23 protein-coding genes and 1 tRNA gene are annotated in these 23,728 nt (G+C 42.1%); 2 read left to right on the plus strand and 22 right to left on the minus strand.

Annotation, left to right across the window (positions count from 1 at the left end):
- Positions 1-65: 65 nt before the first annotated feature.
- The 15 genes from rplL to tamL all read right to left on the minus strand — a co-directional run bounded on the left by rplL (position 66) and on the right by tamL (position 12,484).
- Positions 66-443, minus strand: coding sequence for a 50S ribosomal protein L7/L12 (rplL, locus tag BY457_RS14755; RefSeq protein WP_106154101.1), 378 nt, complete (start codon positions 441-443; stop codon positions 66-68).
- 42 nt (positions 444-485) lie between these two features.
- Positions 486-1,004, minus strand: coding sequence for a 50S ribosomal protein L10 (gene rplJ / locus BY457_RS14760; RefSeq protein WP_106154102.1), 519 nt, complete (start codon positions 1,002-1,004; stop codon positions 486-488).
- Between the two features lie 31 nt (positions 1,005-1,035).
- Complete coding sequence (gene rplA, locus BY457_RS14765) at positions 1,036-1,731, minus strand: 50S ribosomal protein L1 (RefSeq protein ID WP_106154103.1); 696 nt, start codon at positions 1,729-1,731, stop codon at positions 1,036-1,038.
- 15 nt (positions 1,732-1,746) lie between these two features.
- The gene (gene rplK / locus BY457_RS14770; protein WP_010663860.1) at positions 1,747-2,190 is read right to left on the minus strand and encodes a 50S ribosomal protein L11; all 444 of its coding nucleotides are present in this window, start codon (positions 2,188-2,190) and stop codon (positions 1,747-1,749) included.
- A gap of 112 nt (positions 2,191-2,302) precedes the next feature.
- Positions 2,303-2,842, minus strand: coding sequence for a transcription termination/antitermination protein NusG (gene nusG, locus BY457_RS14775; protein WP_106154104.1), 540 nt, complete (start codon positions 2,840-2,842; stop codon positions 2,303-2,305).
- A 24-nt stretch (positions 2,843-2,866) separates the two neighbouring features.
- Positions 2,867-3,061, minus strand: coding sequence for a preprotein translocase subunit SecE (gene secE, locus BY457_RS14780; RefSeq protein ID WP_010663862.1), 195 nt, complete (start codon positions 3,059-3,061; stop codon positions 2,867-2,869).
- 48 nt (positions 3,062-3,109) lie between these two features.
- Positions 3,110-3,182 (minus strand) — tRNA-Trp (locus tag BY457_RS14785).
- A gap of 56 nt (positions 3,183-3,238) precedes the next feature.
- A complete protein-coding gene (gene tuf, locus BY457_RS14790; RefSeq protein WP_106154105.1) occupies positions 3,239-4,426 on the minus strand; it encodes an elongation factor Tu in 1,188 nt (395 codons plus the stop codon).
- Positions 4,427-4,782: 356 nt separating this feature from the next.
- The gene (hpf, locus tag BY457_RS14795) at positions 4,783-5,082 is read right to left on the minus strand and encodes a ribosome hibernation-promoting factor, HPF/YfiA family (protein WP_106154106.1); all 300 of its coding nucleotides are present in this window, start codon (positions 5,080-5,082) and stop codon (positions 4,783-4,785) included.
- Between the two features lie 21 nt (positions 5,083-5,103).
- Positions 5,104-5,988, minus strand: coding sequence for a tyrosine-type recombinase/integrase (locus BY457_RS14800; protein ID WP_106154107.1), 885 nt, complete (start codon positions 5,986-5,988; stop codon positions 5,104-5,106).
- 89 nt (positions 5,989-6,077) lie between these two features.
- On the minus strand, positions 6,078-6,269 hold the full coding sequence (gene rpsU, locus BY457_RS14805) for a 30S ribosomal protein S21 (protein WP_010663866.1): 192 nt from the start codon (positions 6,267-6,269) through the stop codon (positions 6,078-6,080).
- Between the two features lie 218 nt (positions 6,270-6,487).
- Positions 6,488-7,450 carry a helix-hairpin-helix domain-containing protein gene (locus BY457_RS14810; protein ID WP_106154108.1) on the minus strand — a complete coding sequence of 321 codons (963 nt, stop codon included), beginning with the start codon at positions 7,448-7,450 and terminating at the stop codon, positions 6,488-6,490.
- Between the two features lie 77 nt (positions 7,451-7,527).
- Positions 7,528-8,847, minus strand: a complete 1,320-nt coding sequence (locus BY457_RS14815) for a sodium-dependent transporter (protein WP_106154152.1) — start codon at positions 8,845-8,847, stop codon at positions 7,528-7,530.
- An 85-nt stretch (positions 8,848-8,932) separates the two neighbouring features.
- Positions 8,933-10,012: a class II fructose-bisphosphate aldolase gene (fbaA, locus tag BY457_RS14820; protein WP_106154109.1), complete on the minus strand. Its 1,080-nt coding sequence runs from the start codon at positions 10,010-10,012 to the stop codon at positions 8,933-8,935.
- Positions 10,013-10,171: 159 nt separating this feature from the next.
- Positions 10,172-12,484, minus strand: a complete 2,313-nt coding sequence (tamL, locus tag BY457_RS14825) for a translocation and assembly module lipoprotein TamL (protein WP_106154110.1) — start codon at positions 12,482-12,484, stop codon at positions 10,172-10,174.
- A 103-nt stretch (positions 12,485-12,587) separates the two neighbouring features.
- On the opposite strand from tamL, the gene BY457_RS14830 reads away from it, so the two are divergent.
- Positions 12,588-13,346 carry a TrmH family RNA methyltransferase gene (locus tag BY457_RS14830; RefSeq protein WP_106154111.1) on the plus strand — a complete coding sequence of 253 codons (759 nt, stop codon included), beginning with the start codon at positions 12,588-12,590 and terminating at the stop codon, positions 13,344-13,346.
- On the opposite strand, the gene BY457_RS14835 is transcribed toward BY457_RS14830, so the two are convergent.
- The 4 genes from BY457_RS14835 to purL form a co-directional block, all read right to left on the minus strand.
- Complete coding sequence (locus BY457_RS14835; protein WP_106154112.1) at positions 13,333-14,898, minus strand: NAD(P)/FAD-dependent oxidoreductase; 1,566 nt, start codon at positions 14,896-14,898, stop codon at positions 13,333-13,335. The genes BY457_RS14830 and BY457_RS14835 overlap by 14 nt on opposite strands.
- A gap of 141 nt (positions 14,899-15,039) precedes the next feature.
- Complete coding sequence (porT, locus tag BY457_RS14840; protein ID WP_258176754.1) at positions 15,040-15,750, minus strand: type IX secretion/gliding motility protein PorT/SprT; 711 nt, start codon at positions 15,748-15,750, stop codon at positions 15,040-15,042.
- 49 nt (positions 15,751-15,799) lie between these two features.
- Positions 15,800-16,522 (minus strand): bifunctional demethylmenaquinone methyltransferase/2-methoxy-6-polyprenyl-1,4-benzoquinol methylase UbiE, encoded by a 723-nt coding sequence (gene ubiE, locus BY457_RS14845; protein ID WP_106154114.1) that lies wholly within the window; start codon positions 16,520-16,522, stop codon positions 15,800-15,802.
- Positions 16,523-16,677: 155 nt separating this feature from the next.
- Entirely contained in the window at positions 16,678-18,909 is a 2,232-nt protein-coding gene (purL, locus tag BY457_RS14850; RefSeq protein ID WP_106154115.1) for a phosphoribosylformylglycinamidine synthase subunit PurL, read from the minus strand.
- Positions 18,910-19,401: 492 nt separating this feature from the next.
- Here purL and BY457_RS14855 point away from each other — a divergent pair, with 492 nt between their 5' ends.
- Positions 19,402-20,160 carry an SDR family NAD(P)-dependent oxidoreductase gene (locus tag BY457_RS14855; protein ID WP_106154116.1) on the plus strand — a complete coding sequence of 253 codons (759 nt, stop codon included), beginning with the start codon at positions 19,402-19,404 and terminating at the stop codon, positions 20,158-20,160.
- 99 nt (positions 20,161-20,259) lie between these two features.
- Here BY457_RS14855 and BY457_RS14860 read toward each other — a convergent pair whose 3' ends face one another.
- The 3 genes from BY457_RS14860 to BY457_RS14870 all read right to left on the minus strand — a co-directional run bounded on the left by BY457_RS14860 (position 20,260) and on the right by BY457_RS14870 (position 23,386).
- Positions 20,260-21,474 carry a serpin family protein gene (locus tag BY457_RS14860; protein WP_106154117.1) on the minus strand — a complete coding sequence of 405 codons (1,215 nt, stop codon included), beginning with the start codon at positions 21,472-21,474 and terminating at the stop codon, positions 20,260-20,262.
- A gap of 594 nt (positions 21,475-22,068) precedes the next feature.
- Entirely contained in the window at positions 22,069-22,812 is a 744-nt protein-coding gene (locus tag BY457_RS14865; protein ID WP_106154118.1) for an NADPH-dependent oxidoreductase, read from the minus strand.
- A 49-nt stretch (positions 22,813-22,861) separates the two neighbouring features.
- A complete protein-coding gene (locus BY457_RS14870) occupies positions 22,862-23,386 on the minus strand; it encodes a TlpA family protein disulfide reductase (protein WP_106154119.1) in 525 nt (174 codons plus the stop codon).
- Positions 23,387-23,728 lie beyond the last annotated feature (342 nt).

The raw sequence follows: 23,728 nt of genomic DNA on the forward strand, positions 1-23,728 counted from the left end.
AAGGTTTAGGATCCCATAATCATGGGTTCCTAAACCGTCACCATATTTCAGGTATATTGTCCTGTTTACTTAAGTTCAACTTCTGCTCCTGCTTCTTCTAATTGAGATTTAAGGCTTTCAGCTTCTTCTTTAGATACTTTTTCCTTGATAGGAGCGGGAGCTTTGTCCACAACTTCTTTGGCTTCTTTCAGGCCAACACCGGTCATTTCTTTAACCAGTTTTACGATGGCAAGTTTAGAACCACCTGCTGATTTCAGGATAACATCGAATTCAGTTTGCTCAGCACCGCCTTCAGCTTCACCAGCAGCAGCACCGCCAGCAACAGCAACGGCTGCAGCAGCAGGCTCGATGCCATATTCTTCTTTCAGGATTTCAGCAAGCTCGTTAACGTCTTTCACAGTCAAATTCACTAATTCTTCTGCAAGTTTTTTAATATCTGCCATTGTTCTAGGTATTAAATAATTTCAATTTCAGTTTGTAAAAATTTATTCTTTTTCACTAAGGGTCTGGAGAATTCCATGAATTTTGGTACCTCCCGATTGCAGAGCGGAAATAACGTTCTTAGCAGGCGACTGCAGAAGACCGATAACATCACCAAGCAATTCTTCCTTAGATTTAATGGTACTAAGTGTCTCTAATTGTTCACCGCCCATATAAACAGATTCCTCCACATAAGCACCCTTTAAAACAGGCAAACTAGTGGCTTTTTGGAATTCTTTAATCAATTTGGCAGGAACATTTCCTGTGTTACAGAAAAGAACAGCAGAAGTACCTTTAAAGGCTTCCTCCATGCCTTCTACCTGCTTTTCGCTTTGCTCAAGGGCCAGTTGGAAGAGGGTGTTCTTAACCACCATCATCTTAACGTCCTTATTAAAACAAGCACGACGCAAATCGCTGGTTTGAGAGGCATTCAACCCAAGGGTATCAGTCACATAAAAGTGGCTGTACTCATTGATTTTTTCTGAAAGCTCTTTAATCAGTGCGCTTTTATCTGTTTTTTTCATGATTCCTAATACTCTTCAGTTAACATTAATATTAAACCTCAACCGACTTGGGTTCAATGCGAATACCGGGACTCATGGTACTAGAAAGCGCGATACTCTTAATATAGGTTCCTTTAGCAGCTGAAGGTTTCAGCTTGATAATGTTCCCTACAAATTCACGCACATTCTCTGTAAGTTTATCGGGCGAAAAAGAGACTTTTCCAACGGTAGAATGGATAATACCATACTTGTCCACTTTAAAGTCAATTTTACCGGCCTTCACTTCGCTTACAGCCTTAGCAATATCCATGGTTACAGTACCACTTTTGGGGTTAGGCATCAGACCGCGAGGTCCGAGGATACGCCCCAAAGCACCAACTTTAGCCATGACACTGGGCATAGTAATGATAACATCAACATCGGTCCAGCCTTCTTTGATTTTATCGATATACTCATCAAGCCCAACGTAATCGGCACCAGCTGCTTTAGCTTCCTCTTCCTTATCGGGGGTACAGAGAACCAAAACTCTGGTTTCTTTACCTGTTCCATGAGGAAGAGTGACAACTCCGCGCACCATCTGATTGGCTTTCCTTGGATCTACACCCAAACGAACGTCAATATCAACAGATGCATCGAATTTGGTGTTGGTAATTTCTTTTACCAACTGAGCAGCTTCTTCAATGGGATATTGCTTTCCGGCATCGATTTTTTCTAACGCTAACTTCTTATTTTTTGTTAGTTTTGTCATTGTTGCAAACGGATTTTAATTGTTAACCGGAAAATCACCATCAACTGTGATTCCCATACTTCTGGCAGTACCAGCAACCATCCTCATTGCAGATTCGACTGTGAAGCAATTCAAGTCACTCATTTTGTCTTCAGCAATAGCTTTCACCTGATCCCAGGTAACTGAAGCAACCTTTTTACGGTTGGGTTCAGCAGAACCGGATTTTAGTTTAGCTGACTCCAGCAACTGCACAGCAGCAGGAGGAGTTTTAACTACAAAATCAAAAGATTTGTCTTTGTAAACTGAAATGACAACAGGCAAAACCTTACCGGCTTTTTCCTGAGTACGAGCATTGAATTGCTTACAGAATTCCATAATGTTCACCCCTTTGGCTCCCAATGCGGGACCAACCGGAGGTGATGGATTTGCTGCGCCACCTCTAATCTGAAGTTTAATTAAATTTTCTACTTCTTTAGCCATCGTAGCAATTCGTGTTGGTTATTAATAATCAGGATAATCAAGAATACTTTCATTTTTCACCTGCAGAGGCAATGTTATTGCCCTGGAAGCTCCGCTGCTCGATGAACGAACCCTATTCTTTTTCTACCTGTAAAAAGCTTAATTCGAGAGGAGTTTTGCGTCCGAAGATTTTCACCATTACTTTGAGCTTGCGCTTTTCTTCATTTACCTCTTCAATCACCCCGTTAAAACCGTTAAACGGACCGTCAACTACTTTTACGGTCTCCCCAACATAAAACGGGATGCTAATTTCCTCCTCATTTTCGGTCAACTCATCTACTTTACCAAGCATACGGTTCACCTCAGACTCACGCATGGGAACCGGGTTGTCATCACCCAGGAAACCAATAACGTGTGTAATACCTTTAATAAGATGAGGAATTTCTCCGACCAATGCAGCTTCAATAAACACATAACCAGGATAAAAAGTACGTTCTTTATTGATCTTTTTCCCGTTACGGATCTGATATACTTTTTCGGTTGGTATCAATACCTGACTGACATAATCCTGAAGGTCACGGCTTGCAATTTCACTTTCAATGAATTCCTTGGCCTTTTTTTCCTTCCCGGTAACAGCCCTTACCACATACCATTTCTTTTGAATATCACTCATCGGAATAATTCCTTCTTCCAGTTTTTAATACAATTGTTGATAAATCCACTGCAAGACATTGTCAAACGAATAGTCCATCGCATAAACAATACCTGCAATAATCACAGATGCCACCATTACAACAATAGCACTGTTCTGAAGCTCAGGCCAGGTTGGCCATGAGGTTTTGTTTATCAGTTCATGATGAACATCCTGAAAATAGGCTTTTATCTTTTTCATATTCTATCTTGTACTTTGCTCTTTATCCTGGGAAATCAAACACCCTTGCACGGGAGGAGAGGCTCGAACTCCCGACACCTGGTTTTGGAGACCAGTGCTCTACCAACTGAGCTACACCCGTATTCATAAAGATGGAGAAGCACATAGCTTCTCCATCTTCTATATGTTTCGGAATGCCTATTCCAAAATTTCAGTTACCTGACCTGCACCAACTGTACGACCACCTTCGCGGATAGCGAAACGCAGACCTACGTTAAGAGCTACAGGGTAAATCAGGCTCACAGTAATAGTTACGTTATCACCAGGCATAACCATTTCTGATCCTTCAGGAAGAGTAATCTCTCCGGTTACGTCCAATGTACGCAAGTAGAACTGGGGACGATAATTGTTGTGGAATGGAGTGTGACGTCCACCCTCTTCTTTTTTCAACACATAAATCTCAGCCTTGAACTTGGTGTGAGGAGTGATTGAACCTGGCTTGGCCAAAACCATACCACGCTTAATCTCTTTCTTATCTACACCGCGAAGCAGAAGACCTACGTTGTCACCAGCTTGTCCGTCGTCCAAAATCTTACGGAACATTTCAACTCCGGTACAAACAGTTTTCTTAGCTTGTGCACCAAGACCAATCATTTCCATTTCATCACCAGTGTGAATTACTCCGGTTTCGATACGTCCGGTAGCAACAGTACCACGGCCAGTAATTGAGAAAACGTCCTCAACAGGCATCAGGAAAGGCTTCTCGTTGTCACGCTCAGGAGTAGGAATCCATGAGTCAACAGCGTCCATCAGTTCCATAATTTTTTCTTCCCACTTCTCTTCACCTTCAAGTGCACCAAGAGCAGAACCTTTGATGATAGGAGCATCGTCTCCGCCAAACTCGTAGAAGTTCAACAGATCACGTACTTCCATCTCAACAAGCTCGAGAAGCTCTTCATCGTCAACCATGTCCACTTTGTTCAGGAACACAACGATTTTAGGTACGTTTACCTGACGTGCAAGCAGGATGTGCTCGCGGGTCTGAGGCATAGGACCATCAGTACCTGCAACAACCAGAATAGCACCGTCCATCTGAGCAGCACCAGTTACCATGTTCTTAACATAGTCGGCGTGACCAGGACAGTCAACGTGTGCATAGTGACGTGCTTCAGTTTGATACTCAACGTGAGCAGTGTTAATAGTAATACCCCTTTCTTTCTCCTCAGGAGCATTATCAATAGAATCAAATTCTTTGACTTCGGACCAACCTTTCTTTGCCAACACTTTTGTGATAGCAGCAGTCAGAGTAGTTTTACCGTGGTCAACGTGACCAATGGTACCGATATTAACGTGAGGCTTCGTCCTTTGAAATGTTTCTTTAGCCATAACTCGAAATTATTAGACAATTAGATATAAATTGAAACCACTTATTTACTATAAATCAAAACCTTAACGCCTGAATTAAATCAGAAACGCCTGATTTTCGGGCCATAAAGATAAACATTTTCAATGCAATAATCCATAATTCAGGTTCTTTTTTCCAAAAAATCAACACGGTAAACCCTGTTGACCGGAAAACAAAGAAGCTGTTTATCTTTTCGCCCTTTCATTTTAATAGGCTGATTATTAACTATAACCAGCCTATTAAAATCCGCTCCGGAAGGTTAATCACCTACCAAAAACGGTGTGCAAATGTATAATATTTTTCAAATAGCACCAAATAATCAGGCACTCTTTTTTGACTATTTGGCTTTTAACTTTTCTTTGCGTTTAATCAATTGCTTACGTAAGGCTTCACATGCCTGATCAACAGACTCCTCAAATGTTTTACTTTGTTTTTTAGCAAATAAATTACTACCCGGAATATCCAACTCAATTTCCGCAACCTTATTCTCTGATGTCTCAGCCTTATCAAGCCTAAGCGTCACCTCGGCTCCGATAATACTGTCGGAGAACTGATCGAGTTTTCCAACTTTCTGATTAATGAAATCTTCAAGTCTTTCTGCGGTATCAAAATGTACCGATTCAATAGTAATGTTCATAGACACTCCTCCAACTTAATTTTAGGCTCTGGGATGAGCCTGATTATAAATAGATGATAATTTTTCAAATGTATTGTGCGTATAAATCTGGGTTGCGTTAAGATTGGCATGCCCCAGCAATTCTTTAATTGCATTGATATCAGCACCTCTGTTAAGCAAAATGGTTGCAAAAGTATGTCGCAATACATGCGGACTCTTTTTGGCCATTGTGGTTACTGCCCTCAGGTGTTTATTCACAATGCGGTAAACCAACTTATGGTAAACAGGATCTCCTTTATCGGTTAGAAAAAAAGCTGTCCGGTTCCGGTTCGGGAAAGATGAATTTCGCACCTCTCTATAGTTTAAAACATTGTGTATTGTGCTTTGGTTCATTGGCACCAGTCGCTCTTTATTACGCTTCCCAAGCACCTTTACAAGTCCGGAAGAGAAGTCAAAACTATCATCCCTCAGGGCAATCAATTCAGAAAGACGGATCCCGGTGCCGTAAAACAAATCGATAATGGTTTTATCACGTACTCCGGAAAAGTCGCTCTCAAAGGGAAACTGATCGAGCAACAGATCCATCTCTTTCTCTTTAACAAAATCAGGAAGGTTTTTTGCAAGTTTCGGCAAAACAACTCCCTCTGCCGGAGAAGTTTCCATAACCCTCTCGCGCAAAAGATATTTATAATAAGCTCTTAGAGATGCAATCTTCCGATGAATAGATCGTGGTTTAAGATCATTGTAGTGAAGTGCCACCACCCAGTTTCGAATAAACCGGGTTTTCACTTCGCATTCATCGGCCACCCCCATTTCTTCCATATACGATGCAAATTGTTTAAGATCTGCTTCATATGCGACCAATGTGTGATTGGAACTACGCTTTTCGAATTTGAGATATTTTAGAAACGGGTCGATATATAGCATAAAAAAACGCCTGACTTTTCAACTAATGGTTTAAACGAATATACGAAAAAACCGCTGAAAAGTCAGGCGTTTTGAAAAAGAAATTTTGTCTATTCCGTATCTTCCTGAAGCTTCTGAATATAGGCTGCTTTTTTAAGCTCTTCCCGGCGCTGAACAGACGGTTTGGTAAAAGCCTGGCGACTACGGATTTCACGCATTGCACCGGTTTTTTCAAACTTACGCTTGAATTTCTTCAGAGCTCTTTCAATATTTTCTCCTTCTTTAATAGGAACTACGATCATGGTATTCGTCTTTAATATTTTTAAACTTCAATTCTTTTAAACTAAAACAAGCTTCAACATCCGTCGGAATGCAGAAACCTAATTGGGAATATTTTTATAATCAGTTCTTTTCTTCAATAAATAAACAACCAACCTCCAATCTTTTAGACGGTTATAATAAGAAAATAGTTTTTCCAAAATCAGGTGCAAAGAAAATGAAGATTATTGATTGAAACAAGTTAATTTTCATTTTTCTGCTCTTCATTTCTGTTTTTCTCATTAAAACAGAGATAGGGCAACACCTTTTCAAGCGCTGCTTTATCAAAAGAAGTGAAGGCTTCCAAAGCATGCTCATTGGCAATACTTCCGTTTTTCCTTTGGTATTCAATAATTTCCCTTGCCTGATAAAAATTAATATATGGATGTGCTTTAAGTTTTCGGAGTGAAAAAGAGTTCACATCCATTTTTTTAATATCCGCAACTGAAACCACAAAATAAGCGCTTATCTCATCCACCAGCCCGGGAGACAACCCGTACACCTCCCTGAGCTGCTCAACACTGTAAAAACCGCCCAGCAGATTTCGAAAATCGACAATTCGCTGTGAGAAAACCGGACCGATACCTTTGATTTTTTGTAATTCAGTTGTATCGGCTTTATTGAGATCAATAATCAAAGCTCCGATTTCTGAAGCATTTTCAGTTTTACCGGACACAACCGGATTCCTGTCATTCCTTTTCTCCCGGATATCGACATACTCTTTCCTCTCATTTGCTACCCTGACCGGAATTTTCACATAGGGGCTCATCAAAGTCAGTAATTCCTGATCAATTCCATAAATTTTTCCTACTTCCTCTCCTTTGCGAAAAACACCTCCGGCTTCCCGAAACTTCATCCAGTTGATAATTGCATACGAAGGCACCCCCATTTTGGAGAGCTCGGTAACAGAGACGGTATTGGGATTGAATGTGGTAAACTTAAATTCCTTTTTTCCCCGGGAGCCTGAAGATTTAGTTTTTAATTCCATTTTGACGGAATACTTCGATTCAGTCAAAAATTTAACATCTGAGATCATCTCTATTTCCGGAGGATCAGCAAGAAAAGGCAAAAGAAATCTGACGATAACCAAAAGAACAATCAGGAGACTTAATAAAACGAGGCCATATTGCTCCCTTCGGGAAAAAGCCAGCCAATCTTTCCACATGACATTTTTTGCAGCAAGTTAAACCATAACTCGCATTAAATCAAACATCAAAACGACATTCTTCCTTCTATTAATTATCAAATCCAACCAAGGCCGTTGAGGAAAACCAATGCAATAGCTATGGGAGCCAAAAACTTTATAATAAACCGAAAACCGCTGTAATAACGGGCCTTTTTCCCATCTGCCTCTATTTCAAGACGAGGTAAATTTTTGTCCATGATCCATCCCACAAAAATAACCACCAAAAGGCCTCCGATGGGAAGCAGTATATTTGAAGAAACATAATCAAACCCACCAAAAGCGGCATCACTAAAAACACACAGCGCAGCCAGCAACGACATTATTCCGGCGGCAATCCAGGTAGCCTGCTTTCGGCGAAGTTTTAGTTCCTCTGTAAAATATGCCACCACTACCTCAAGTAAAGAGATGGAAGAGGTAAATGCAGCAATACTTAGCAAAACAAAAAACAGTAATCCGAAAAAATAACCACCGGCCATCTGGTTAAAAATATTGGGCAATGTAACAAACACCAGACCCGGGCCCTGATTGGGAGCCATCCCGAAGGCAAAAGCTGCCGGAAATATTGCGACACCTGCCAAAACAGCAATCAGGGTATCAGCCAAAGAAACCGAAAGAGCCGTTCCTCCGAGACTCTCATTTTTTTTGATGTAAGATCCATAAGTAACAATAACCCCCATCCCTATACTTAAAGAGAAAAAGGCCTGCCCCAATGCTTCAAGAATTACATCCGAATTAAGTTTGGAAAAATCCGGATTGAAGAGAAAATCAAGTCCGGCCATTGCCCCGTCAAGTGTAATGGCCCGCACATTCAGAACAAGAATGATTAAAACCAACAGGGGCATCAATATTTTAGTGTATTTTTCTATTCCTTTTTCAATGCCTGAACTAACAATGTATGCCGTTCCGGTCATGAAAAGCAATGTCCAGAACAAGGACCATCCTTTGGTTGACTGAACACCTTCAAAAACCTGTATCATCTGGTCCGGAGTATTGCCGGCCAAAGCATTGGTCAGAGAATAATAGACATATTGTAAAGTCCATCCGGCCACCACAGCGTAAAAACCGAGAATAAGAAACGCTGCACCTACGCCCATCACACCAATCAAAAACCAGGGTTTGCCAGGAGCAAGTTTTCTGAAAGCTCCGAAAACATTCAGTTGTGCTTTTCGGCCAATCAACAATTCAGAGATCATAACCGGAACACCGATCATGATAACAAACAGCAGGTAAACCAACAGGAAGGCTCCTCCTCCATTTTCACCAAGGATGTATGGGAATCTCCAAATATTACCGAGTCCGATAGCAGAACCTGCAGCAGCAGCAATGATGCCAAATTTTCCTGAAAATGTATCTCTGGATGGTGTGTTGGATTGCATAACTGGAAAAGATAAAAGAGTATCACTAAAAAAACCCCCACACAATCGTGGGGGCTTAAAAATTTATCCTATTTGTGCATCTGTATTACAATACATCTACGCAATTAAGTGCTTTGAATGCAAGTTCGAGACGCTTAACCATAGCCTCTTCACCGGCACGAAGCCATTTACGGGGATCGTAATACTTCTTATTTGGTTTATCCTCTCCTTCGGGATTACCAATCTGTGCCTGAAGATAATCATGGTGCTTAGCATCATATTCACGAACACCATCCCAAAAAGCCCACTGAGTATCGGTATCGATGTTCATTTTGATAACACCATAGCTCACAGCTTCCTGAATCTCGGCATCAGAAGAACCTGACCCACCATGGAATACAAAGTTAACAGGCTTCTCTTCAGTACCGAATTTCTCAGCAATATAATCCTGTGACTTTTTCAGAATATCGGGCCGCAATACAACGTTACCAGGCTTGTAAACACCATGAACGTTACCAAATGAGGCAGCAATAGTGAAGTTTGGAGATACCTTCTTCAACTCTTCGTAAGCAAAAGCAACCTCTTCAGGCTGAGTATAAAGCAATGCATTGTCAACATTGGTATTGTCAACACCATCTTCCTCACCACCGGTAATTCCAAGCTCAATCTCAAGAGTCATATCAATTTTGCTCATTCTCTCGAGGTATTTTTTACAGATGTCGATGTTCTCCTGCAAAGGTTCCTCTGAGAGATCAAGCATATGAGAGCTAAACAAAGGCTTTCCGGTTTCCTTATAGAATTTCTCACCCTCATCAAGAAGCCCGTCAATCCAGGGCAGCAATTTCTTGGCAGCATGGTCGGTATGAAGAATCACAGGTACACCATAAGATTCAGCCAAAAGATGAACATGCTTAGCAGCAGCAACTGCACCTTTAATAGCAGTTTCCTGTCCTTCTCCGTTGGCAGCTTTGCCGGCATAAAAAGCGGCTCCACCATTAGACAACTGAACAATTACAGGTGCTTTAGCAACTTTAGCAGCTTCCATAACACCATTCACGGAGTTGGAACCAACCACGTTTACAGCAGGAAGAGCAAATTGGTTTTCACGGGCAACGCGAAAAATCTCCTGAAGGTCTTTACCTACAGCAACACCAGGTTTTACAACATCCAAAATTCTTTCTTTCATAATTACAATTATTTGATGAGATGTAAAATTAATAACTTGTTAAAAGCAATAAAGATTTGCAACAAAACGTAATTATATATCACAAAATCAATTACAAATCCGTGCAAATTTAAAAATAAAATAGGAAAAAAAGCAACCATAGTCGAATTTCCGCCGGAACTAAAAAGGATAACCGATGGCAAAGTTAAACCCAACATCGTCCCAAGTCCAGGGTCTGTTTAACGGAATCCAGCGTTCGCCGGCGGGAAGTGAAGGATCATGGGTCTTAAGACCTGCATCGAACCGGAAGATAAAGTAATTGAAATCGAAACGTGTTCCCAGGCCTGTTCCTACAGCAAGCTGTTCTGCAAATGTTTCGAAATCGAATAATCCACCTTCAGGACTTGCATCCTCCCTGATGCTCCAGATATTTCCCACATCCATAAACAGAGCTCCTTCCAGAATCCAAAACAGTTTAAACCGGTATTCCAGATTAAACTCCAGCTTGATATCTGCTGTTTGGTTGTAAAAGCGTGCCCCCTCTTCATTATAGCTTCCGGGGCCCAGTCCCCTGACCGGCCAGGCCCTAATGCTGTTGGCCCCTCCGGAGAAGTAACGTTTTTCAAAAGGCAAAACATCCAGATTCCCATAGGGATATCCCACTCCGGCAAAAAAGCGCCAAACCAAAGAGGTATATCTGTCCAAACGATTGTTGAACCTTAGATCCACATCACCTTTCACATACTGCGCATACCGAATTCCGAGCAACTCATCATAATCCTGTCCGGAATCTTCATTCCAAAGTCCGGAAACCGAAGACAACAAGTTACCTGCCGATTCCACATTAGCTCTCAGGTACCAGAAATCACGTCTTTGCCCCAACACCTGCTGATTCAGTAAAAATGAATAGTTCATATTCATGATCAGGTGATCTTCATAAGTATATCTCAAAAAGGTATTGCTGATTCTGTCCCAAAACTCATCATTCACCTCAGGAATATTTACGAGATTGAACTCAATGGGATAAAAAGAGTGAGAAATATATCTGGAAGACTTCCAGTTGTACCCCAGCCGTGCATTGGCAATGGTACGGGTGTAATCAGGTCTGCGCTGATAATTATAAGCCAGTCCGATATTGGTTTTGGGATTGTATCGTTGCCTGAACTGCTCGATACGAAGCGGAAGTAAAAACCGTGGCAAAACCAGGGAAGCTTCTGCCCCCAGCTCCAGAGTATTAAACTCTTCAGCGGAGGACCGCACAAACTGGTTCTGACGTGCAAGCCGGGTATTGAAAGTAAAGAATTCACCCCCCCGCATCAGGTTTTTATGCTGATAGGTGAGGTTCCCGGCAGCTCCGAGGTTTCCGGATGAGTTGGTCCCTTCGATATCGAAAGATACCGACTGCGGCTTACCCGGAGACAGACGAATAACACAGTCAAGAAGCGGTTTCCCATCAGCATCGAAATTCCCGGTTTCCCGAAAACGAATATTGATGTATTTAAACAACCTCAATCCACTTAGCAGCTGATGTGTACGACTAACCATCCTGGCATTGTAAATATCTCCGGGATGGATATAACTCGAACTAAACAACAATTCCGGCTTGAAAGACAATTTTTCGTTGTAAACAACCACAATGTCTTTGTAATTTAAAGTATCTGCTGCAACCGAGGTTCTACCACTATCTGCTCCAATTGCATCAGCTGCTCCCATGCCAATATGAAAAAGAACCCTGTTGACTTTGAACCTGCGATGATGTTTGTAACCCAGGGCATCCTCCGGACTGACAACAACCATCGAATCAACCACCTGATGGTTACCCGTCGTGGTATCTGACCGGAAATAGATAAACTCCTCGGAAAACTTATAAAAGCCTTTACTCCTGAGGTTTTCAGTAATCCGCTCTCTTTCGCGCTCATGCAAATCAACAGTAAACGGGCGTCCGGATCGCAGCAACGTAGATAACGTATCGTTTAATATTTCCTGACGGATAGAGTCGTCTTCAATCCGGTAAAAAATATTTTTCAGATGATATCTGTTTCCGGGATTAATATCATAAGTAACTTTCACCTTCTTTTTACCCGAAAAGATGGCCGTATCATTAACGGAGGTTCGAAAATAGCCCTGATTCTTAAGGAACAATGAGATCTGACGCGAAGATTGGGTGGCTAAAAAAGGATCATAAATCACAGGTTCTTCTCCGATGCTTCGCAACCATTTGTTAATGCCTTTCCCGCCATCACGTCCCGAAAGATTGTAAAGTCCCAGATAAAATTTCCAGACACCGAGGAGTTTAGTGTTTTCCTGCTGTCGGATATATGGCTTTAATTGCTCCTTACGCACATCGGCTCCCCTGTTTTTCACTTTCACGTTAGAAAGCAGATGCTCTCCTTCGGGCACAAACTTGGTGGATGAACACCCTGTTCCGAACAAAACCATCAGGCCAATAAAAAACGGAATAAAATTCCTGAAAGAAGTAATATTTTTAAACATCAATAAAATCACAGTATAATTGGGTATTCAATTTTCCTGACAATACAAAGAAACCAAATATATCGGTTATAATTATAATTTTGCAAACAAAGAAAAAGCCAAAATGATAGGACAAGCGAAAAAAAAACTGATTTCTTCTCTTTCACAGAAAAAATATCGTGACAAGAACGGATTATTTGTTGCCGAAGGGCCCAAACTTGTAAACGACTTGCTGGAGGCCGGAGTGCAAGCTGAAATAATCATTTCCACAGACAACATTTCACTTCCTGAAACAGGACGATCCGTCATCACGGAAATTATCCCCCCCCGGGAATTGCAAAAAATCAGTTTTTTAAAGACGCCCCAAAACATTCTGGGTGTTTTTCGAAAACCCGAGGCACCATTTCACCCGGACCAACTTACCGACAAGCTCTCACTGGCACTCGATGGCATCCAGGATCCTGGAAATATGGGCACCATTATCCGCCTGGCCGATTGGTTTGGCATTTCCACAATAGTTTGCAGCGAAGACACGGTGGATTGTTTCAACCCCAAAGTAGTGCAGGCTTCCATGGGCGCCATTGCCCGGGTAAAAGTAATTTACACAGACTTACCCGCTCTTTTTCAACAAACATCATCAGATTCCGGAATGGAAATCTTTGGCACTTTCATGGATGGAGAGAATATTTACGCTCTCGATTTACCACCTTCAGGAATCATTGTATTGGGCAACGAAGGCAGTGGAATCCGTCCGGAAACCACAAAACATATAACCCGGAAAGTTGCCATTCCATCATTTTCCGCAGGCGGAATGGAATCCTTAAACGTTGGTATTGCCGCAGCCATTGTTTGTTCAGAATTCAGACGTACTACTTCGCCCTGATGAGACGGGCAACCGCAAGGGCACATTGTTCTCCGTCGAGAGCCGAAGAAGCGATGCCTCCGGCATATCCGGCTCCTTCTCCACAGGGGAATAGTTTTTTGATGCGTACATGCTCTAAAGTTTCCCTGTTGCGGGGAATCCTTACCGGCGAAGAAGTTCTGGATTCAGTGCCCAATACAATCGCCTCCTCATCCAGAAATCCACGGGCTCTTTTCCCAAAAAATTTAAACCCCTCCTGCAAACGGGAAGAGATATGCTCAGGCAAAATGAAATGCAGCGGAGCTGACACTGCACCCGGGACATAAGAACAATCCGGGAGGTCGTAAGAAAGTCGTCTTTCAACAAAATCGACCAGGCGCTGTGCCGGAGCAATCACACCCTGTCCACCGTTTACAGCACAAAGTCTCTCCACATCCTGCTGATATTTCAATCCCGCCAAAGCTCCATACTGATGATAATCCGGAATATCCTCCGGTCTGATTTCCACCACCATACCACTATTGGCAAAAGGCGAATTCCTTCCCGAAGGAGACATTCCGTTGACAACCATCTCATCGGCTCCTGTCATTGCAGGAACAATAAACCCTCCGGGACACATGCAAAAAGAATAAACGCCTCTTCCCTCCACCTGATGAGAAAAGCTATAAGAAGCAGCAGGCAAATAATTCCCACGTCCCTCAGGTGTATGATATTGAATTTGATCTATCAGTTCCTGCGGATGCTCCACCCGGACTCCCATAGCCCAGGTTTTAGCTTCCAATTCAATTCCTTTTTCATCAAGCAACCAATAAATATCCTTTGCTGAGTGACCAGTGGCGAGAATCACTGCTTTGGCGGTAATCTTCTTCCCATCGGCAATCTGCACTCCCACTATTTCATCTCCCTGAAGAAGAAAATCAACGACCCTGGCATTGAAAAGAAATTCACCTCCCGAGGATATAATGGTTTCCCGGATATTCCGGATAACCCGGGGTAACCGGTCAGTTCCGATGTGGGGATGCGCCTCAATGAGAATATCATCTGCAGCCCCATGAAAATGCATAATCTCCAGAAATTCGCGAAAATTCCCCCGCTTTTTACTGCGGGTATATAACTTCCCATCCGAAAAAGTACCGGCACCGCCTTCTCCGAAGGCATAATTTGAATCTTCATTAAGCTCCTCATTCCGATTGAGAAGGGCAATATCTCTTTTTCTTTCAGAAACCTCTTTACCGCGTTCTATAACGATGGGTTTAAAACCAAGTTCTATCAGCTTCAGTGCGGCAAATAAACCTCCTGGACCGGCACCTACAACAATTACCTCAGGAGCATTGGTTGCATTGGGCCAGTGAAATGAGCGGGGCTGATGAGCCGGCATGGGTTCTCCTGTCCATACTTCCACGTGTACCTGCACCATCACCTGCTTCTGCCGTGCATCTATGGATCTGCGAATTACTCTCAAACCGGTTATTTTGCCGGGAGAAATTTTCATCTTCCGGGCAACAATATTCTTAAAGGATTCCTCCCGTGACGCCTGTTCGGGCGTAAGTCGCAAAGCTACTTCCTGCTTCATTATTTTTTAAGTTGTGAATTTTGTGATCAGGGTTCTGAGTCGGAGGTTATTAGGTTGAGATTGATTCGCTGCGTTACCAATAACAAATTTTTGCAACAAACAGAAATTCAAATCACCTGCAAAGATATGGAGATCAAATTATCATTCAAAGTAAAAAGAAAATACAAAAAGACGTGAAGAAAGTCTGTCGAGGACATCAGTAAAATAAACATCTTCAGGTTCTCCGGTACCATCCGGATTCAGCACATTTCGCAATCCGACCGAAAGTTTTACCTCTGTAGATAATCTAAAGTAGTTGAGATACATATCGATACCGGTTCCCACTTCCAGGTATAAATCATTGGATCTTAAGCTGAGTCCATCATTTTCAGTTTTTGCCAAATCGATGCGTGGATTGATACCTCCGATAACATAAGGTTTAAAGTTGGTCATCCGGTCGCCACTGAACTTCAGCAAAAGAGGAAACTCAAGAAATGTAGATTTGATTTCCAGTGGTACCTCCTCTGCTTCTCCATCCTGAATGTATAAGAGATCGCGCTGTCCGAAACTGATTCCGGGCAGAAAACGCAAATTCAGATTTTTATTGAGGCGCAGACTGGTAACAATACCAATATTGACCCCCGGATTGAGGCTAACCACTTCGGCATACCGATTCTCAAGGCCTTCGGGACGATCAGCCGGCATCTTATGGCGAACTTTAAAATCCATAGCATTAAGTCCGATAAGAAAGCCAAAATGAAGTGGCTTGTAGTCAAAGGCAGGAAGGTTCGGAACCTTTTTCTTATTCTCCATCTGAGAAAAAGCAGGCATCTGAAGAACCCATAAGCAAATAAAAAGCACAAACAATCTCAATGGCCAATGATTTTTCAGCTTAACGAAAAAAACCAACAGATTATTGCGTTCATTTTTTAACAGAGACATAAATGGTGGCAATTCCAAACGTTTGGGGGATTCTTTTTTCCGGCTCCAGTCCTGCCGCCCGAAGTTCATCTTCAAATTCCGTTCCTTCCGGAAACTGAAGCACCGAAGCAGGCAAGTATCTGTAAGCATCCTTATCCCGGGATATGAGGCCTCCCCACCAAGGCAAAATTCGGGTAAAATAAAAATGGTACAACTGTTTAAAGGGGAAAGATGCCGGTTTGGAAAATTCCAAAACAATAAGTTTTCCGCCGGGTCGGAGCACCCGTTGCATTTCGGCAAGTCCCTTTCTGAGGTTTTCAAAATTGCGCACACCAAAAGCTACGGTAACAGCATCAAAAAAGTTGCTCTCAAACGGGAGATTCTCCGAGTCTGCTTCCTTGAGAGTAATAGTCATGTGAAGTCTTTTTTGCTGAATTTTCTTTTGAGCAAACTCCAGCATTTGGGGAGAAAGATCCACTCCATAGACTTCAACAGGGTCTATTTTACAGATTTCGATTGCCAAATCTCCTGTTCCGGTGGCCACATCCAAAATCATAGGGGCCTGAAGTCCTTTTAATAACTTCACCACATTTTTTCGCCACATTCGATCGATTCCAAAGGAAAGCAATCTGTTTAGAAGGTCGTAACGGGGAGCAATACGGTCAAACATGGAACGAACCTGTTCCTTTTTGCTGCCATCAGTATTTTGATATGGTTTTATCATTGTTGAAAATTATATTGGTCAAAAATACAAACCTTTTCGATACATTAATACAAAAGAACAGGAAGAGTGCCCAAGATGTTTTTCATTGGTCAATCTTCCTGAGAATATTTTATGGTTTCTGACAGAATTAAACGTTTACACGAAATGTATTTCGATTAAACTTTCCCTTCTGCCCACCATTTCAGTCTGTTTTCAAATTTAGCTTTTATCTCTTCCACAAAACCATAAGATTCATCATCCACCCTGATTTCGCCCTTAGTAACATGTCCCAAAATTGAGAAAGGCATATCTCTCTCCATCATAAAATCCACAAAGTCATCCTGTTTCTCCGGAGAAATTGAAACAATCACGCGTCCCTGCGACTCACCAAACAGGAATGCATCGCGTCGTACCTCAGCATCAGAAGTAATATCAAAACCATAATTGAGCGGAATTCCGGATTCCAAAAGTGTAAAAAAGAGTCCACCATTGGAAACATCGTGAATAGACCGCGCCAGTTTGTTATCCACCAGATCACTGATAACCGCCTGAAGTTTTTTCTCCTCTTCAAGATTAAAGTAAGGAGGCAATGAAACATCCACCCCATGTACAGCCCGAAGATATTCGGAACCATTGACATCATCACGTGATCGCCCCACAAGAAAAATCATATCTCCCTTATGCTTAAAGGACAAAGTGGTATGTTTATCCACATCTTTAAGAACACCAACCATTCCAATAACGGGAGTTGGAATTACAGGAATAATCTGTCCCTCAACAGAACGTTGATTGTAAAAACTAACATTGCCACTAACCACCGGAATATCAAAAAACCGACATGCATCAGCCAGTCCTTTAACAGCGTCCACGAAATCGGCGTAAGCTTCGGGATCATAAGGGTTGCCAAAATTCAAGCAATCAGAAATTGCCAAAGGCACACCCCCTCCGCAAACAATATTTCGCATGGCTTCGGCAAGTGATATCCGGGCACCGTTATACGGATCGGATGTAAAATAGGAAGGATTACTATCAACAGTAGCCAGGAGCGCTTTATTGTTGGTTCCCAATTCAATAATCCCGGCATCTGAGGGGAATTTGGTACTGGTTGATTCTTTTCGCAGGGTCTTGGAAAATTTACGGGTTAACCATTTTTTGGAGGTCACATTAAGTGACTTAAGCATGGCATCCACCACTGCGGGATAGTGGTCCGGTTCGGGCAAATCATCCACTTTAACCGATTCGGGCAGTTTTCTTTCTGTGGCAGTTTCGCGTTCATAGACAGGCCCAAGTTCGGCCAATCCAAGATATTTTACAGGAAATTCAATTTCCGGAGATCCGTTAATACCACATTTAAGCAACTGAGAATCGTTAACTGTCCCGACGACCCCCATGGTAAGTTTTCCTTCTTCTACAAACTGCCGAACTTTAGCTTCGTTTTCAGGCGTAATGCAAACCAACATTCTACCCCAGGTTTCTGAAATCAAAATTTCACGCAGGTTCATATCTTTTTCCCGCAGCGGCACCTGGTCGGCATTGAATTCAACACCGCTGTTTCCTCTTGCGGCCATTTCAGTCAGAGCACCCACAATTCCCTGCGCTCCAATCGTCTGAACCCCAACAACTAACTTTTCGGCAATCAGTTTCTTGAGTACCTTATAGAGATGTTTTTCAGACTCAATGTCACGCATTTGCTCAAGTGAGAGGCTTTTGGTTTCACCATCAGAAATTTTATCAGCAACAAAAGCATCGGTATCAATGCCATCACGACCGGTTGGCACACCGAGTACTGCGACCAGATTACCGACTCCTTTGGCTACAGCAGAAACCAATTCATCCTTCTCAGCTACCCCAATCGACATGGTGTTAACAATGGGATTGGTGTTAAATGCCTCGCAAAAAAACACCTCACCCCCGATAACAGGAGTACCGAAGCCTTTCTCAAAGTCAGCAATCCCGTTAACCACCTCATCAAAGAGCCATCGCGCAGTGTCACGATCCGACTTTCCAAACCGTAAAGAGTTGAGCAAAGCAACAGGCTTTGCCCCCATGGAAAAGATGTCGCGATTGACAACACGCATTCCGGTGGAAGCCCCCAATCGTGGCTGAACAGCACATGGATGGTTGTGCGACTCGAGCTTAAAAACAGCAACCTGCCCATCACCAATATCCACAACGCCTGCGCTTTCCCGACCTGCTTCAACCAGTACTTTTTGGTTTTTTGTGGGCAATAGCTCCAGCCATTTACGGGAGTTTTTATAGCTGGCATGTTCCGACCACAATATGGAGAAGAGTTCTAACTCCAATTTATTGGGAACGCGCCCAAGAATGGATTCAATCTTTTCGAATTCCTCAGAAGTCATATTTAACAACTCCGCATCGGCAATTGTAGATAGATCTTTATGGTTCATAGAATACAGATTTTTCAGATTTTTGAAGGTTGGGCTTGTTAAAGTTAGCAAAACATTCAGAAAATATATAATGACAGAGCTATTTAATTCGTAAAAATTTATGTCAATAAAGCAGTTTTCAGACAGCTTCTTTGCATCCTAAAAGCAAATTTCATCCGTATAAAATTTATTAATTAAGGTCGGATGGAACTCGCATGCAAGAACTTATACATATTCTTTTGAGGCAATCATTGCCATGCTCGTTTCATCAGTATAAAATTTGCTTAAGTTATTGGTCTGATGGAACTCGCATGTAAGGAATTTATACATTGTCTTTTGTGACATCCCTTGCCATGCTCGTTTCATGTATCAATTGAAGGTTAAACCCATTAAAGACTGCCAGTTATCCGGAGACCGGTTCAAAATCGTTACAACAGACCATTCAAAACCCAAAAAATCTTCAATAATTGGTACCTTTGGCTTAATCAAATTACAATTTGAAAAATCACAGATATGAAGAAAATTGCTTTAGTTACGGGTGCCACATCAGGAATAGGAAAAGCCTGCGCTTCAATGCTGGCAAGAAACGGATACAACCTCATCATTACCGGAAGGCGTGAAAACCGACTGAATGAGCTGGCCCAAAAACTGAAAAACAACAATGTGGAAGTAAAAACCCTGGTATTTGACGTCCGTCACAAAGAAGAAGTGGAGCGTGCCATTGAGTCTTTACCCCGGCAATGGAGCAATCCGGATGTTCTGATTAACAATGCAGGACTGGCAGCAGGAGCTGATCCCATTCAGGAGGGTGACTGGAACGACTGGGAGCAGATGATTGATACCAATGTAAAAGGGCTGCTTGCAGTCAGTAAAGCGGTGATTCCGGGTATGATTTCCCGAAAACAGGGGCATATCATCAATGTCAGTTCCATTGCCGGCTCGGAAGTATATGCCAACGGAAATGTTTATTGCGCATCGAAACATGCCGTTCACGCCATCACCAAAGGTATGCGAATTGACCTGTTGCCACACAACATAAAAGTTTCATCCATCTCTCCCGGAATGGTAGAGACGGAGTTCTCCCTTATTCGTTACCATGGTGACAAAGAAAAGGCCGACAAAGTTTATGAAGGACTGACCCCGCTTTACGCTGAAGATGTGGCCGATGCAGTGGAATTTATGATTACCCGTCCCGGGCACGTGAATGTGAATGACATGCTGCTGATGCCAACAGCTCAGGCAAGTGCAGTTTACAATCACAGAGAGGGGTAGAATGGGTGAAGAGTTGAGAGTTGAGGGATGTTAGAGACGCACAATTGTGCGTCTTTACATCACCAAGAACAAAGACCAACCATTGACTTTGCCCAATTATTACAAGGGATTCTCAATTTTTCCGGAAAAGAGAATGGCACCGCTTTTCTCTTCTGCAATGGCAAAGAAGAATGGTCGATCCACTCTGAATACCGGCAATTCAGGCCCAACAGAGGTAACAACCATTCCCACACTGGTTGCAGCAGCTGCTTCTGTCCCCTCCTCATCCACCTTGATATATGTTTTGTGATTGACTTTATCAATGCAAGCAGGAGCATCAATCATATTGGAAAAATCGGCCTGAGAGGGAGAGAAAGGAAGCTCCATTCCCATATTTACAAGACTTGTATTCAGGAGATACGTGCATTCCACCTCGAAACGAGGCATAAAAACCTTAAGGTTCCGTTCAGCCATATTTCCTAATACAGCGTTCCATTTTTCGGATGTCATATTCTCTATCAACTGGTCAACAGTCGTATCCTCTTCAGGAAGTGCAATAACCATATAAAACGAACCATCGCCATAAGGAAGTTTCAATGCCTGCAGGTCATCACTTTTATGATACTGCAGGTCATTTTCCTGACTCATCATGGGCACCTGAACGACAGATCCGTCAGACAAAAGGAAATCTTCGTCCCGGGTATCGGATTTATCAAATTGATGTTGCCATTTACCCAGAAAATAAACGGCATTGACCAGAAACATATATTGCTGATCACCAATTTCATCAATAATTGTCGGTATTTTACCTCTGGTTTTATCCTTTACCCAATTATTGATAAGCTCCTTTGCAGCTTCTTTATTTGAGAAATCCACACCACTGAAAGCTGCATCATAATACTCTGCAACAGTCTCCCGAAACTCGTTCTTTGCCGGCAGATCCTGCCTGTACCACACCGAATTGGCAATTTCCATCTTCACTTTGGAATCTGTCGCTTGCAATACTTCTCGGATATTTTTAAAGGACTGATTCATCGTTTCCACTTCTCCAAAATCCATAACCTCAAGCATCTGGTCAAGTGTTTCACCGGCAGCACCGTTGGTGGTCATTCCCAATGCCTGAGCAACGCTCAGAGACGATATCACCATATTCTCTCCTTCATTAGCCTCAGAATTAACAGTCTCCAAAAGTTCCCAGCCAAACCGATCGGTTGCTTCCAGCACTTCCAACGACTTGAGATCAAATTCCTTTTTTACCGGTTCTTCATCATTATCAAACCAGCCACAACCTGCAAATGATGCTATGATTAATACAGCGAAAACAGAACGTATCATAATGACATCTTTTTAAAATTCACAATCAGAAATTAGCCTGAATTTATTGGTGTTTAAAAATCTCATAACGAAAACTCATGAATAAACCATGTTGGAGATTTTTACTAAGATGCAAAAAAGTGAAATAGGTTGCTTTTGTCAACCGAATCCTTTTGGCATGATGATTATTTCCCCGGGATGTTTTCTTTGGAAAATGGTAACAAACCAATCCCCTCGCGTCATTGGTGGAATTACGAGCAATTATGACTGCCGATGTAAGGGATAACCCGGGGCCCGGGGTGTTACCATGAATTATTGCCCTCAGACTTTCAGTCTGTTTACACTTTTCCTGAGCCAGGTAACAATAGATCGTTAGTGCCTTACTCCTAATATTCGTGTTTTCTTTGGCAAAACATTTCTAAAATGGCTACGCCATTTTTTGTTTAGCGTCCACGAATTAAGCGAATTAAAACGGCTGTGCCGTTTAACAAAAGCTGTAAAACAGCTTTTGTTATTCATATAATTTCGTGTAATTCGTGGACAACTAAAAATAATTGCAGGATATTGAGGGTTGTTCAGGGCTGCACACAGGCAGAAACCCAGACTATTGTTTTTCTATTTCAAAAAGCCCTGTTTTTTCAAAACATTCAGATAGACATTACTAAAGTGCTCATTATTAGCTTTGGTATAACGAACATCAGTAAAGACCTGCGCCAGAGTTTCCTTATTGTTTTCCGCCACAAACTGCTGATTCGCGTCCAGTTCTTCCTTTTCTTTGTACAACCGATTGATGTCTTCCTCAGAATAATCCTTATACCTCTCCTGGTGCACAACAGCCTCCAACGGAAGTCGCTCTGTCTGATCAGGATCTTCATCGGGCCAGCCAAGAGTTACGGTGGCCACGGGAACCACCCCTTTGGGAAGATTAAGAATATCAATGATTTTATCGGCATTGTAAGTTACGGTGCCAAGATAACAAATGCCCAGGCCTTTGGATTCGGCGGCCACACACACATTCTGGGCAACCAGAAGGGCATCAATAGCCGCAGCCACAAACGACTGGAAGTTATCATACCCCGGCTCCGCATTACGCAGCCGGCACCATTTATTAAACCTATTGAAGTCAGCACAGAAAGTCAATGATACCGGAGCATTTTTGAAAACAGGCTGACCAAAATGCGTAGGGGCCAGTTTCTCTTTCATCTCGTCATCCCGTGTAACCACAATGCTGTAAACCTGCATATTTCCGGTAGTTGAAGCACGGGTTCCTGCAGTGAGAATTTCATTCAGCAATGATTCATCAATGGGTTGATCGGTGTATTTTCTGATTGTGCGATGATTAAGTAGTACGTCCATCATAGTAGTTTACTTTTCAGCAAAGCTAAAAAAAAGATTTTCCATAAAACAATTAATCATTTGAAAGCAACTGGTTCAATAAAGCCAACATTTCCCCGAATTCTTCCTTCGAAAACCCAACAGAAGCGTAAACGATTGTTCCATCAGCATCAACAATATAATTCCGCGGAATATAGCCTTTGGCAAACTTACTGTAGATGCTTTTGTCCCGGTCACCATACATCGGAAACCCAAGATCCTGTTTTTCTTTAAACGTAGCTACCTCCCCATGCGTGTGCCCACGGCCAATTGACATCATTTTAAAATTGCTGTGATCTTTGTATTTCTCCCAAACATCTTTCTGAAGAAAAGGCATTTCCTGACGGCAGGGACCACACCATGTTGCAAAGAAATTAATCAACACAACCTTGCCATCAAAATCTTTCATACTGAGGCTCCCTCCCTCCTCTGTATTAATTGTAAAGGTTGGTACCTGCCCACCTTTTTCCACTATGTCATAGCCCTCCTGTCCAAATACTGAGAATGAGAAACTCATTAAAAAAGCCAGGATTGCCGTTTGATTGATTATTTTTTTCATTCATTTAAAATTTTGTAATTACATGATAAAAAACTAATTAAAAATTTGAGAACGAATGTAACCGCTTCGCTCTCACATAATATTTTTTAAACATATTCTTTTGTGATATTTATGCTTAAAAAATACCATGCTCGTCTCATCAGTAAATAATTTATCTAAGTTATTGGTCTAATGGAACTTCCATGCAAGAACTTATACATATTCTCTTGTGGCAATTGTTGTCATGATCAATTCGTTTGGAACAAAATTTCCTGTTTCCACTCAAATATAGAAATTCTTACCGGGAAAGATATGAAACTCAAATAAAAACCAAAACCGAAAAAAAAGTGAGAGTTTCCCATT

Source organism: Marinilabilia salmonicolor, from assembly GCF_003003035.1.
GTDB lineage: Bacteria > Bacteroidota > Bacteroidia > Bacteroidales > Marinilabiliaceae > Marinilabilia > Marinilabilia salmonicolor_A.